This window comes from Neisseria gonorrhoeae, assembly GCF_013030075.1.
Lineage (GTDB): Bacteria > Pseudomonadota > Gammaproteobacteria > Burkholderiales > Neisseriaceae > Neisseria > Neisseria gonorrhoeae.
Genome location: NZ_AP023069.1, coordinates 2074392 through 2087712 on the forward strand (window position 1 = coordinate 2074392; position 13321 = coordinate 2087712).

Sequence of the window (13321 nt, forward strand, 5' to 3'; positions counted from 1 at the left end):
TCCGTTTTGAACACAGGCTGTCCGAAACTGCTTCAGACGGCCTTTAAAATACGCCGGACAACTTTATCTTCACGCAACCGGACAAATTTTGACATTGGGCAATGTTAAAATCCCCCGTTATTTCCAACCGCGCTTTCAGGAGCAGATGATATGCAACACGACGTTTACGACTACACCGCGCATACGGTTTCTAAAAACACCGTCCTGCAGAAAACCTACCGCCTGCTCGGATTTTCATTCATTCCGGCAGCCGCAGGCGCGGCACTTGCCGCCAATGCCGGTTTCAATTTTTACGCCGCCTTCGGTTCGCGCTGGATAGGATTTGCCGTCGTATTGGCGTTTTTCTACGGTATGATCCACTTCATCGAAAAAAACCGTTACAGCAATACCGGCGTTACCCTGCTGATGGTATTCACATTCGGTATGGGCGTATTGATCGGCCCCGTGCTGCAATACGCACTCCATATTGCCGACGGTGCGAAAATCGTCGGCATTGCCGCCGCGATGACCGCCGCCGTCTTTTTAACGATGTCCGCATTGGCACGCCGAACCCGGCTCGATATGAACGCGCTCGGACGCTTCCTGACCGTAGGTGCGGTCATTCTGATGGTCGCCGTGGTTGCCAATCTGTTTTTGGGTATTCCCGCACTCGCCCTGACCATTTCCGCCGGTTTTGTCTTGTTCAGTTCCTTAATGATTATGTGGCAGGTACGCACCGTCATCGACGGCGGCGAAGACAGTTACATCAGCGCGGCACTGACACTGTTTATCTCGCTTTACAACATCTTCAGCAGCCTGCTCAACATCCTGCTGTCCTTAAACGGCGACGACTGATGTAGGCGAAACACCATGCAAACCATGCCGTCTGAAAGCACTTATTTTCAGACGGCATTTTGTTTTGGGCATACAATACGGATGCAAACACATAAAAACACAGCCGGCTATGAAGCCGGGAGGAATCAAATGTTACCGAATACACCGCGCCGCGCCGTTTATGCCGGCAGTTTCGATCCGCCCACATTGGGGCATCTGTGGATGATACGGCAGGCGCAATCTATGTTTGACGAACTCATCGTCGCCATCGGCATCAATCCCGACAAACGCAACACCTATACCGCCGCTGAAAGGCAGGATATGTTGTGCGCCATTACCGACAACTTCCCAAACGTCAGAATTGAAGTGTTTCAAAACCGGTTTTTGGTGCATTACGCCCGTGAGGTAGATGCGGGATTCATCGTGCGCGGCATCCGTTCCACCTCCGATTATGAATACGAACGCTCCATGCGCCATATCAACAGCGACCTCGCACCCGAAATATCTACCGTATTCCTCATGCCGCCGCGCGAAATCGCCGAAGTGTCGTCCACTATGATCAAAGGACTGGTCGGGCCCGAGGGCTGGATGGAAACCGTCAAAAGATATGTGCCGCCGGCCGTGTACCAAAAAATGATTGCAGAACATCACAACAACAATGCCTGACAGAAAGTTCCTGTCAGGCATATTCGGGTTCAAACCCGTTTGAGGTATTGGTTACAATTTATTGTATATTATCAACGGTTTGAAAATTATGCACTTTATCATTGGCGATATACTCAATAAACCGTTATCGCCACAAGGCTACATAGCATTCAGACGTGCTTCTAATTTCTCCAATCGTGCCTTTAATTGACGATTATCTTGCATCAACTGTTCCATAAGCACCTTATCACTTGTAGCCGGAACACCTTGGCTCGTTCCAAATTTCCAAGTCAAGCCTACATTCATCATATGTCCCGTCTTATTGCCGCCTAAGGTTCCGCCTACTTTTACCATAAAGCGGTCATTGACGAAATGGGACAATCCTAATGCCATAGCTTGACGTCCTTTGTATGTGCCGAAACCGACCATAAACTGCGTAGGATTGTTTGCATCATAGGATAATGGAGTCAGAGCCGATAGGGCTGCACTACTCGCTGCCACACCACGCACTTCGCTGCGTACTGAAAATAGCTCAGCCATATTTTGTCCTTGCATCGCTTTCAACTGGCGTACATTGACGGCATCAAAATCATTGACACCATCATCAACACCTACAATTTTTCTATAGGAAAGTTCTGTAGATTGTGGTGTTTCTTTATAGGCAACAGAGACGACATTATTCTCACTAGCTACTGAACCATAACCCGGTGCCACAGAATTGCTCACACCATCTTTTATTTCACTACGAGATCCTAAACTCACAGAATGATTTCCGTTTGCCCTTGCATATCGGCCAATGACAAGTGAGTTTTCCTTAGTCGCTTCAGCCTTATTCCCCACAGCCACCGCAAAATCTGCCTCTGCCTTAGATTGGTTACCGAGACCTACGCCGCCTTGCCCCTTTGCCTTGCTTTCATTACCCACGGCGGTACTAAAATCACCGGCAGCTTCTGATTCTACGCCAAGTGCCATTCCATTTTGCTTCGTTGCTTTTGCTTGTTTTCCCAAAGCGATGGCGCCACCTTTGCCAGCCTCTGCTTGATACCCGACGGCAATAGCGTCCGCATAATATGCCGGTCCATCTAACAGTGTGTTCGTTGTTTTGCCCCCTGCTTTGGCTTCTTTACCAATCGCAATACCACGTTCTGCATTTACCTTTGCCTCAGAACCTACCACAACCCTTTGTTTAGCTTTGTTCTTTACCGTTGCTTTAGAACCTACTGCAACCCCTTGATCTGCTTCCGGTTTTACTTGCCTTGAATCGCCAATTACAACACTGCCTTCTGCACTGGCAACAGAAGCATAGCCTGCAGCATAGGATTTATTTCCACTGGCAACAGAATTATAGCCCGACGCATAGGAATACTCTCCACTGGCAGTAGAACTAGATCCTAATGCTACTGCATATTTCTTGGGGCTGTACCAGATTAGCAGATATGTTACCCTCGAAATATGAAGATAACACACTGCAAATTAAAGAAAGAAGTACAAAAAGAACCGCTCCGTTCTTTTGTACCGGAAGTTACCGCCCGTTCTGCCGCCGATATTTTGGGTATCCATCCCGATTCGGCGGCACTGTTTTACCGTAAAATCCGCACGGTTGCCAACCATCGTTTGGCCTTGGCTGCCGATGAGGTTTTCGAGCGCCCCGCCGGGCCGGGCGCAAGCTGTTTCGGCGGACGGCGTAAAGGCAGACGCGGTCGCGGCGCGGCAGGAAAAGCGGTTGTCTTCGGCATTCCGAAACGCAACGGGCGGGCCTATACCGTTGCCGCGGACGATGCCGAGCCTGAAACGTTGCCCCCTGCCGTCAAAAAGAAAATCATGCCGGACGGTATTGTTTATGCCGATAGCCCGGGCAGCCGCGACAAGTCGGACGCGGGCGGTTTTACCCGTTGCCGCACCAACCGTTCCAAGGAATTTGCAGACCGTCGGAACCACATTAACGGCATTGGGAACTTTTGGAATCAGGCAAAACGCGCCTTGCGAAAATACAACGGAATCGATCGTAAACCTTTCCCGCCGTTGTTGAGGGAATGCGAATTTCGACTTAACTTCGGCACACCGTCCCGGCAGCTAAAAATCCTGCGGGATCGGTGTGGAATTTAGGGATAATCTAGTACAGCCCCTTTCTTTTTGAGCTTCAGATGTGGTGGACGATGAGTTTTTTGCCTTCGTAGTCGAGTACGTCCACGTCCATGTCGAACAGTTCTTTGATGTTGTGTACGGTGAACACTTCTTCGGGTGTGCCGGTCAGGGCGGCTTTGCCGTTTTTCATGGCGACGACGTGGTCGGCGTAGGCGGCGGCCTGGTTGATGTCGTGCAATACGGCGACGGTGGTGCGTTTGTGTTCGTGCGTGAGCTTTTGCAGAATCTGCATGAGCGAGCGGGCGTGATACATATCGAGGTTGTTCAGCGGTTCGTCCAAAAGGACGTAGTCGGTGCTTTGGCAGAACACCATCGCAATCATGGCGCGTTGGCGTTGTCCGCCGGAGAGTTCGGTCAGGTAGCGGTCGGAGAGGTCCTGCAGGTGGAATTCTTCGATTGCACCGTTAACGATACGGCGGCATTCGGCAGTCGGTCTGCCTTGATGGTAGGGGTAACGGCCGAACATCAGCAGGTCGCGCACGGTGATGCGGCTCATGATGCTGTTTTCTTGGGTGAGGATGGAGAGCGTGCGGGCGAGTTCGGCGGTGGGGGTGCCGGCAAGGTTTTTGCCTCGGTAGGCGATGCTGCCGCTTTCAAGCGGGCGCAGCCGCGCCATAAAGGAAAACAGGGTGGATTTGCCCGCACCGTTGGGGCCGATTAGCGCGGTAATGCCGCCTTCGGGGATGTCGAGGCTGACGTTGTCGAGGATGGGGTGTGTGCCGATGCGGTAGCTGACGTTGCGGATGGTAATCATGGCGGATGCTTGTCGGGCGTAGGTTTGTTGTTGTTTGGCGGGGGTTCGGACGGCATTTGGAATTCGGAATGCCGTCTGAACGTTCACAGTTCGCGGACGATGACGAACTGCGGGTCGTCCGCCGATTCGGTCAAAAATGCTTTAACGCGTGCCTGCCAAAGTTGTCCGAAGCGTTCGAGTTCTTTTGCGCTTGCGCTGCCGCCGACGGCTTTGGGCATGATGTCGCGCATTTGAGGTGCAAAGGGTTGCAGGGCGGCGTTGAGGCTGACGGCAACGGTTTTGCCGTTGTCTTTGCGGCGCAGGGTCAGTGTGCCGTTGATTTCGCCTGCACCAAAGGATAAGAGGTTGCGGCGGGCGAAGCGTCCCTGCATTCCGATGCCTCCGAAGCCGGTTTCGGGGGCTGCGCCGGTAAGGAGTTGGACGACGGACGCGGTTACGCCGACCGTGCCTTCGTCGCGCGTTCCCTGCATGGCGGCTTCGATGCCGCCGCGTTCGGGCAGCTCTTCGCCGTAAAGTGCTTTCAGGCCTTTGATAACCATCAGGTACGCGCCCGCGACGGTCGGGCAGGAATGTCCGCACAGGCGCACGGCATCGGCGTAGCGGTAAGTGAGGATGCCGTTTTCGGCCGCGCCGAGGAATGCGGCAAGCGGGTCTTGTACGGTCAGCGTCGGGGCGCGGTCGAAAAATTCGGGTAAACGTTCTTGCGTCATATGGTTTGTCCTTTCGGGGCGGGCTGCCGTTCAGACGGCATCCGTCATTTTTTGTGTTTTAAAACGAGATAGAGGAAAACGAGTCCGCCCGCAAATTCGACCACCACGCTTAATACCGCCTTCATGCCCAAGAAGTGTTCGAATACGGTTTGTCCGCCGACCAAGAGGATGCCGCCGACGCAAACCGTCATCGGCAGGCGGACGGAATGGCGCACGGACGGGGAAAAGTGGTTGGCAAGCGAGGCGGCGAGAAGCCCGAAAAAGCTTACCGGGCCGACCACGGCGGTCGCCGTCGCCACCAATGCGGCAATCCAAAGCAGTATCCATAAGGTGTTGCGCGTGTAGCTGATGCCCAAATTGACGGCTTGGTCGCGCCCCAAAAGGTGTACGTCCGAGCGGTAGCGTTCGCGCCAAACGACCGCCGCGCTGACGAGCAGGACCAGCGCGCCTATGCCCAAAAGCTCGCTGCGGACGGTATTGAATCCGGCAAACATATTCGCCTGCGCGGCGGTAAATTCTTCGGGGTCTATCATGCGCGAAAGCAGCGAGGAAAGGCTGCGGAACAAAATCCCGAAAATCACGCCGATTAAAATCATGTGCGGCAAATCGCGCCCGCCCTGACGGATGAGCGTGTAAAACAGCAGCAGCGAGCCGCCCATCATAACAACCAGTTCAAAGCCGAATTTGCCCGTCAACGGCAGGGATGTATAGCCCACGCCGCCGAACGTAAACACCAGCAAGGTCTGCAAAAACACATACAGCGAATCGAAACCCAAAATCGAAGGGGTCAGAATCGGGTTGTTGGTCAGCGTTTGGAAGAGTTGAGTGGACACGCCGACCGCATAGGCGACCATCAGCAGCGCGGCAAGCTTGGTCAGGCGCAGGTGCAAGACAAAGTCCCAATCGCCTTTGACGTTGACCGTCATAAACAGGATGCAGGAAACCAGCAACAGCGCAAAGGCGACCCGCAACGGACGGCTGCTTCCTGCCATAAAACCGATATTTTTTTCAGACGGCATGGGCAGGTTTCCTTAATAAAAGCCACAAAAACAAAGCCGTACCCAACACACCAAAAACCGTGGAGACCGGAATTTCAAACGGAAACACAATCATGCGTCCCAAAATATCGCACAGCAGCACCATAGACGCGCCCAAGAGGGCGACCGCAGGCAGGCTTTGGCGCAGCCTGTCGCCCGTCAGGCGGCTGACGATATTCGGCACGACCAGCCCGATAAACGGAATATTGCCGACCGTTACAATGACCAGCGATGTAATCAGTGCCACAATAATCAAACCCGACCACAACACCGCCGTCCGGTTCAAACCCAAATTCACGCTCACCGTCTCGCCCAGCCCCAAAATCGTCAGCCGGTCGGCAATCAGGTAGGCAAACACCGCCAAACCGCCCGTAATCCAAAGCAGCTCGTACCGCCCCAGCAGCACGCTCGAAAAATCGCCCTGCTGCCACACGCCGAGCATTTGCAGCATTTCGTTTTTATACGCGATAAACGTCGCCACCGCCTCAACCACGCCGCCGAAAATAATCCCCACCAGCGGCACCATCAGTTGCGCCGTCGGCGGCAGGCGGCGGATCAGCAGCATAAAGACCAACATCCCGATCAGCGCGGCAACGGCGGCAACCGACATTTTGACCGGCAGCGGCGCGGCAGGCAGCAGCAGGGACATCAGAAGCAAACCCAAAGCCGCACTTTGGCCCGCACCCGCCATAGAAGGCTCGACAAAACGGTTGCGCATCAGAATCTGCATAATCATCCCCGCCACCGCCATCGACGAGCCCGTCAACACAATCGCAAACGTGCGCGGCAGGCGGCTGATGAACATCACTTGCTGGCTGTCGGACAGCGAAAACACATCCGACCAGCGGAAATCGGCAACGCCGACCGACAGGCTGACGGCAAACAACACCGCCGGCAGCAGGAGGTTGGCCAGGTTGAGGGAAAAAGGTTTGGCAGTCATAAACAGAAGGGAAAAGCGTTACGGCGTAGGAGATTCAAACAAGGCAGTCCGAACCGTCGGAGCGGAAAACCTTGTTTGAAACCTCCGGACGGGCAGAGGATGGGGCAAGTTCCAATCAAAACGCTTGCCGCCATTCCCGCGATAACGCCCGTATCGGGCAATGCCGTCTGAAACACAGGAAGCGGTTTGCATCCGTGTTTCAGACGGCATCGAATGCCGCCGTTTCATTATTTCGCGGCGTTGAACGCATCCGCAACCTGTTTGCTCGCGTTCAGCAGCTCTTGCGCGCCGCCGGCTGCCAAATAAGTTTCGGGAACGAGGTAAACGACCTGTCCTTTTTTCCATGCGGTCGTTTCGGCAACCAGCGGATTGTTCAACACGTCTTTCGCCGCCTGACCCTCTTCGCCGATGGCCGCGCTGCGGTCGAGGACGAACAGCCAGTCGGGATTTTTCTCTTTCAAGTATTCGAAGCTGATAGGCTGGCCGTGGCTGCCTTCTTTAATTGATTCATCGACAGCGGGAACGCCGATGTCTTTGTGCAGCCAGCCGCCCAGTCGTGAAGACGGGCCGAAGGCGGACATCTTGCCGCCGTTGACCAAAATCACCAAACCTTTGCCTTTGCCTTGCGCGGCGGTTTTCGCCGCTTCAAAAGACGCGTCGATTTCCGCCTTCAGCTTGTCGGCTTCCGCCTGTTTGCCGAAGATTTGCGCCAGCGCGTCGATGCGCTCTTTGGCACTTTCTTTGAGGTTGGCGGTGTCGGCGGTCATCTCGATGGTCGGCGCGATTTCGTTCAATTTGTCAAACGCCTTGGCGGCGCGGCTGCCGATGATGATGAGCTGCGGCTTGTAGGCATTGAGTGTTTCGTAATCCGGCTCGAACAAAGTTCCGGCAGGTTTTGTCGTTTTGAAATATTCCTCTAAATACGGCAGGCGGTTTTTATCGACGGACAAACCGGTTTTCACGCCCAGTTTGCTCAAGGTGTCGAGCATACCCAAATCGTAAACGGCGATGCGTTCGGGGTTTTGCGGTATTTGAACGTCGCCGCGCGCGGTTTTGACGGTAACGGACGCGCTTTCGGATTGTGCGGCGGAAACCGCCTGTTCTTTGGCTTGTGGGGCAGGGTCGGAATTTTGCGGCGAACACGCGCCCAAGGCGAGGACGGTGCAGAGGGTCAATGTGGTCAAACGCAACATAGGGTGTCTCCAAAATGGGGATATTGGGGCAAAGCCGCCGGTCGGACAAACCGGAACGGCTTTAGAAAGGATAAATGATAACCTATATCAAATTATCAGGACAGATGCCGTCTGAAAGGCTTTCAGACGGCATTTTTTCGGGATGTGCGTTTTAGAACTTGTAGTTCACGCCCAAGCGTACATCACGTCCCACGCCCGGCAGGGTATTGGTCCAGCGTTGGCTGTGCGGATAGTAGAACTTGTCGAACACGTTGTTAACCGAAAGATTGACATTGAGCGTGTCTTTGCCCAATGGTTTCCAGTTGGCGAAGACGTCGTTCACACCGAAACCTTGGCGTACAACGTTTTCCAATTTGCCGTCGCGGTCTTTTTGACCTGCCGCCAATATCGAACCCGTAGCTTTTTGAACATAGCGTCCGCGCCAGCCGATTTCCAGATTCGGGTTTTTGAAGCGGTAGGCAAGGGAGGCCGTCCAAGTGCGGCCGGTTTGTGCGCCAAACTCGGGGTTCGCGCTCAACAGTTTTTTAGGATGGGTATCGTAAAAGCGCGGTTTGCTGCGGCTTACGCCGACTTTGGCGGTCAGACCGCCGGTGCGGTAGGACGCGCCCAATTCGTAACCGTGGTTTTTGATGTAGCCGGCGTTGACGGCTTCGCGGACGGCGACGGAGTCGTGGCGGTTTTGCGGATTGGCAAGCGCGTCTTTGATGGTCTGCCGGAAGTAGCTGCCGTTTGCGGCAAACGTGCCGTCGTTGTAGTTGAAGCCGATTTCGGTATTGCGCGCGCGTTCGGCTTTGGTGCCGTCGGCAATCGAGATGATGCCGCGTTTGCCGTGGGTTTGCAGCGCGTCATACAGGCGCGGGCTGCGGCCGGCGTAGTTGTGGCTCGCGCTGAAGCTCCAGTGTTCGCGCGGCTGCCAAATCACGCCGAAACTCGGGTTAAGGCTGCTGCTTGAAACGGTTTTGCCGTCGTGGGTTTTTACCTTGAAGCGGTCGTAACGCAGCCCGCCGGTCAGGGTAAAGCCGTCAATCTCGTGAATGGCTTCGATATACGCGCCGGTATCGGTTTTGGTCGGGTTGGTCAGACGGTAGGCTTTGGCAATTTTTTCATTTTCACGGTTCTTCTTTTTCTCTTCATTAGTTGCTTTTTCTTTATCTTTTATTTCAAATTCCGAGTTCAAAAACGCTTGCGGTTTGATTTCCTGATGGCGGTAGTTGATGCCGTATTTCAACAGGGTTTGTTCGGCAAGGCGGCTGTCGAAGTTGAAGTTCATGCCCCGAGTGGCGATTCGGGTATGGTTGGGGCCTTTTACATTGCCTGCGTAGCCGTTATCTTTGTCATCGGCGGAATAGCGTTTTTTTTCCAGCACATAGGCGTTGGCATCCAGTTTTTCGACAAAGCCCAAATCTTTGCCGGTGTACGCCAAATTGGTGTTGGATTGTGTGGTTTCGCGGTAGGCAGGGGCTTGGCGTTTAATAGTTATCCGTGAATTTTTTTCGCTGACGGCAAACTCTTCACGCACAGTGCGGATGCCCCGGTGTTGGTCTTTCATGTGGCTCAATACGATGCGGTGGTCGCCGTCGCCGAAGGTTGTTCCGATTTTGGCGAGGTAGCTGCGTTTGTCCAGCGCGCTGTACGGTACGGTTTTGCCGCCGTTGTCATTGCGGAAACCTTTGCCTGCTTCGTAATCTTTTTCATCGTTGCGGTTGTAAGAGAACAAGCCGTCGAAGTTGCCCTCTTTTCCGAATACGCTTGCGCCGTAGCTTACGCCTTCGTTGCCGGCAAAGCCGCTGTTGAGGCGCACGCCCCAGTTTTTATCCAAGCCTTTGAGCAGGTCTTGGGCATCGACGGTTTTGGCGATGATCGCGCCGTTGGTCGCGCCGATACCGGCAGAGGCGGAACCCGCGCCTTTCTGTACGGAAACGACTTTAACCAAAGCGGGATCGACAATAAATCTGCCTTGGTGGTAAAGGATTTGGCTGTCGGAATAGGCGTTGTCCACCTTGATGTCGACAGAGTTCTGACCCATACCGCGCAGCGTCAGGAATTGGGACGTGCCGTTGCCGCCGCCGAAATCGATGGAGGGCTCTTCTTTTAAGAGTTCGCGCATATCGGTTGCGGTGCTTTCGTCTTTTTGTTGAAGCGTAACGATGTTGGTACGGATTTTGCTGCCTTGGCGGTCGCCTTTTACGGTAACGGTATCCAATGCGACATTGGCATTATTTTCTGCCGCGTGGGCAAAGCCGGCGGCAAGTGTGAGCGAGAGCAGGCTGAGGCGGAAAAACGGGGCGTTCATTTGTTCGTCCTTTTGAGTGTATGAAGGGAAGTTAAGCCAAACCGTTAAGGTTTGGCAGGATAAGAAAAAATAATAATAATTATTTTTGTTTATATTAGCGGGGGGGGGGGTTGTGTAAAGCTGATTATCGTTTTTATTTGCGAAGCGTTGTTTTTTGTTGACAGGTTTTGTCGGAAATGTATAGTGGACTAACAAAAATCAGGACAAGGCGGCGAAGCCGCAGGCAGTACAGATAGTACGGAACCGATTCACTTGGTGCTTCAGCACCTTAGAGAATCGTTCTCTTTGAGCTAAGGCGGGGCAACGCCGTACCGGTTTAAATTTAGTCCACTATAAAAAACGGCGGAAATAAATTTTTTTCCGCCTCACTTGAATTTTCCCGCACACACCCTAATTTTGCCGACTTGTACGGGCAGGCCGTTAGGCGGCAGCCCGGTTTCCACTTCAATTTGTCCGAACCGTTCGGGCAGATGATTGTTTTCAAACCATTTATCGGAGCATAAATATGACCATCCGTCCTTTACACGACCGCGTCGTCGTCAAACGCTTGGAAGCTGAAGAAAAAACCGCATCGGGCATCGTCCTGCCGGGTGCGGCCGCCGAAAAACCCGATATGGGCGAAGTCATCGCCGTGGGCGCGGGCAAAATCGGCAAAGACGGCGCGCGCCGTCCGCTGGATGTCAAAGCCGGCGACAAAATCATTTTCGGCAAATACAGCGGCCAAACCGTAAAAGCCGACGGCGAAGAGCTGTTGGTAATGCGCGAAGAAGATATTTTCGGCATCGTTGAAAAATAAATACGGACACGATGCCGTCTGAAACGGCAAACCGCCTTCAGACGGCATAAACGGTTTTATCAGACAGTTTTAATGATTTTTGGAGAATTGAAATGGCAGCAAAAGACGTACAATTCGGCAATGAAGTCCGCCAAAAAATGGTAAACGGCGCGAACATTCTGGCAAACGCCGTGCGCGTAACCTTGGGCCCCAAAGGCCGCAACGTAGTGGTTGACCGCGCTTTCGGCGGCCCGCACATCACCAAAGACGGCGTTACCGTCGCCAAAGAAATCGAACTGAAAGACAAGTTTGAAAATATGGGCGCGCAAATGGTGAAAGAAGTCGCGTCCAAAACCAACGACGTAGCCGGCGACGGTACGACTACCGCCACCGTATTGGCACAATCCATCGTTGCCGAAGGCATGAAATACGTTACCGCCGGCATGAACCCGACCGATCTGAAACGCGGCATCGACAAAGCCGTTGCCGCTTTGGTTGAAGAGCTGAAAAACATCGCCAAACCTTGCGATACTTCCAAAGAAATCGCCCAAGTCGGCTCGATTTCCGCCAACTCCGACGAACAAGTCGGCGCGATTATCGCCGAAGCGATGGAAAAAGTCGGCAAAGAAGGCGTGATTACCGTTGAAGACGGCAAATCTTTGGAAAACGAGCTGGACGTGGTTGAAGGTATGCAGTTCGACCGCGGCTACCTGTCCCCTTACTTTATCAACGACGCGGAAAAACAAATCGCCGGTCTGGACAATCCGTTTGTTTTGCTGTTCGACAAAAAAATCAGCAACATCCGCGACCTGCTGCCCGTGTTGGAACAAGTGGCGAAAGCCAGCCGCCCGCTGTTGATTATCGCTGAAGACGTAGAAGGCGAAGCCTTGGCGACTTTGGTCGTGAACAACATCCGCGGCATCCTGAAAACCGTTGCCGTCAAAGCCCCCGGCTTCGGCGACCGCCGCAAAGCGATGCTGCAAGACATCGCCATCCTGACCGGCGGCGTAGTGATTTCCGAAGAAGTCGGCCTGTCTTTGGAAAAAGCGACTTTGGACGACTTGGGTCAAGCCAAACGCATCGAAATCGGTAAAGAAAACACTACCGTCATCGACGGCTTCGGCGACGCAGCCCAAATCGAAGCGCGTGTTGCCGAAATCCGCCAACAAATCGAAACCGCGACCAGCGATTACGACAAAGAAAAACTGCAAGAGCGCGTTGCCAAACTGGCAGGAGGCGTGGCAGTGATCAAAGTCGGCGCGGCGACCGAAGTCGAAATGAAAGAGAAAAAAGACCGCGTGGAAGACGCGCTGCACGCTACCCGCGCAGCCGTTGAAGAAGGCGTGGTTGCAGGCGGCGGCGTAGCCCTGTTGCGCGCCCGTGCCGCTTTGGAAAACCTGCACACCGGCAATGCCGACCAAGACGCAGGCGTACAAATCGTATTGCGCGCCGTTGAGTCTCCGCTGCGCCAAATCGTTGCCAACGCAGGCGGAGAACCCAGCGTGGTGGTGAACAAAGTGTTGGAAGGCAAAGGCAACTACGGTTACAACGCAGGCTCCGGCGAATACGGCGACATGATCGGAATGGGCGTACTCGACCCTGCCAAAGTAACCCGTTCCGCGCTGCAACACGCCGCGTCTATCGCCGGTCTGATGCTGACGACCGACTGCATGATTGCCGAAATCCCCGAAGACAAACCGGCTGTGCCCGATATGGGGGGAATGGGCGGTATGGGCGGCATGATGTAAGCAATGCCGTCTGAAACCTTCAGACAACAAGCCGCACGGTCAACGCCGTGCGGTTTTTTTGCGAATAAGTGCGGCTAAGGCGCAAACCTTAAAATTATAGCGGATTAACAAAAACCGGTACGTCGTTGCCCCGCCCCGGCTCAAAGGGAACGATTCCCTAAGGCGCCCAAGCACCGGGCGAACCGGTTCCGTACCATTCGTACTGCCTGCGGCTGGCCGCCTTGTCCTGATTTTTGTTAATCCGCTATATTTCCCGCCATCCCAAAAA

At 53.9% G+C, this 13321-nt stretch carries 13 protein-coding genes; 5 read left to right on the plus strand and 8 right to left on the minus strand.

The genetic code is table 11. The annotated features are described in order from the left end of the window. Nucleotides 1-150: 150 nt before the first annotated feature. Together HT085_RS10925 and coaD are read left to right on the plus strand one after the other, a co-directional pair. On the plus strand, nucleotides 151-834 hold the full coding sequence (locus HT085_RS10925) for a Bax inhibitor-1/YccA family protein (RefSeq protein WP_003687040.1): 684 nt from the start codon (nucleotides 151-153) through the stop codon (nucleotides 832-834). Between the two features lie 129 nt (nucleotides 835-963). Then, the gene (gene coaD, locus HT085_RS10930; protein ID WP_003687042.1) at nucleotides 964-1479 is read left to right on the plus strand and encodes a pantetheine-phosphate adenylyltransferase; all 516 of its coding nucleotides are present in this window, start codon (nucleotides 964-966) and stop codon (nucleotides 1477-1479) included. Nucleotides 1480-1617: 138 nt separating this feature from the next. Here coaD and HT085_RS10935 read toward each other — a convergent pair whose 3' ends face one another. Then, on the minus strand, nucleotides 1618-2925 hold the full coding sequence (locus HT085_RS10935) for a YadA-like family protein (protein WP_012504094.1): 1308 nt from the start codon (nucleotides 2923-2925) through the stop codon (nucleotides 1618-1620). Here HT085_RS10935 and HT085_RS10940 point away from each other — a divergent pair. Next, nucleotides 2911-3564: an IS1595 family transposase gene (locus HT085_RS10940; protein WP_048596920.1), complete on the plus strand. Its 654-nt coding sequence runs from the start codon at nucleotides 2911-2913 to the stop codon at nucleotides 3562-3564. The two genes, HT085_RS10935 and HT085_RS10940, sit on opposite strands and share 15 nt — an antisense overlap. 34 nt (nucleotides 3565-3598) lie before the next feature. Here the strand turns inward: HT085_RS10940 and HT085_RS10945 are convergent, their stop codons facing one another. The 7 genes from HT085_RS10945 to fetA all read right to left on the minus strand — a co-directional run bounded on the left by HT085_RS10945 (nucleotide 3599) and on the right by fetA (nucleotide 10530). Then, a complete protein-coding gene (locus tag HT085_RS10945) occupies nucleotides 3599-4357 on the minus strand; it encodes an iron ABC transporter ATP-binding protein (RefSeq protein WP_003687045.1) in 759 nt (252 codons plus the stop codon). A gap of 83 nt (nucleotides 4358-4440) precedes the next feature. Continuing rightward, complete coding sequence (locus tag HT085_RS10950) at nucleotides 4441-5067, minus strand: FmdE family protein (RefSeq protein ID WP_003690385.1); 627 nt, start codon at nucleotides 5065-5067, stop codon at nucleotides 4441-4443. A 44-nt stretch (nucleotides 5068-5111) separates the two neighbouring features. Beyond that, complete coding sequence (locus HT085_RS10955; protein ID WP_003690387.1) at nucleotides 5112-6086, minus strand: iron chelate uptake ABC transporter family permease subunit; 975 nt, start codon at nucleotides 6084-6086, stop codon at nucleotides 5112-5114. Beyond that, complete coding sequence (locus tag HT085_RS10960) at nucleotides 6076-7044, minus strand: ABC transporter permease (RefSeq protein WP_003696522.1); 969 nt, start codon at nucleotides 7042-7044, stop codon at nucleotides 6076-6078. Before HT085_RS10960 ends, HT085_RS10955 begins: the two co-directional genes overlap by 11 nt. A gap of 18 nt (nucleotides 7045-7062) precedes the next feature. Continuing rightward, nucleotides 7063-7254: a hypothetical protein gene (locus HT085_RS10965; protein ID WP_162098110.1), complete on the minus strand. Its 192-nt coding sequence runs from the start codon at nucleotides 7252-7254 to the stop codon at nucleotides 7063-7065. 17 nt (nucleotides 7255-7271) lie between these two features. Then, nucleotides 7272-8237: a siderophore ABC transporter substrate-binding protein gene (locus HT085_RS10970; protein WP_003696524.1), complete on the minus strand. Its 966-nt coding sequence runs from the start codon at nucleotides 8235-8237 to the stop codon at nucleotides 7272-7274. 151 nt (nucleotides 8238-8388) lie between these two features. Beyond that, nucleotides 8389-10530, minus strand: a complete 2142-nt coding sequence (gene fetA, locus HT085_RS10975) for a TonB-dependent siderophore receptor FetA/FrpB (protein ID WP_014580446.1) — start codon at nucleotides 10528-10530, stop codon at nucleotides 8389-8391. Between the two features lie 505 nt (nucleotides 10531-11035). Here fetA and HT085_RS10980 point away from each other — a divergent pair. Next, nucleotides 11036-11326, plus strand: coding sequence for a co-chaperone GroES (locus HT085_RS10980; RefSeq protein ID WP_003687059.1), 291 nt, complete (start codon nucleotides 11036-11038; stop codon nucleotides 11324-11326). A 92-nt stretch (nucleotides 11327-11418) separates the two neighbouring features. Further along, a complete protein-coding gene (groL, locus tag HT085_RS10985; RefSeq protein ID WP_003690397.1) occupies nucleotides 11419-13053 on the plus strand; it encodes a chaperonin GroEL in 1635 nt (544 codons plus the stop codon). Nucleotides 13054-13321: the final 268 nt, after the last annotated feature.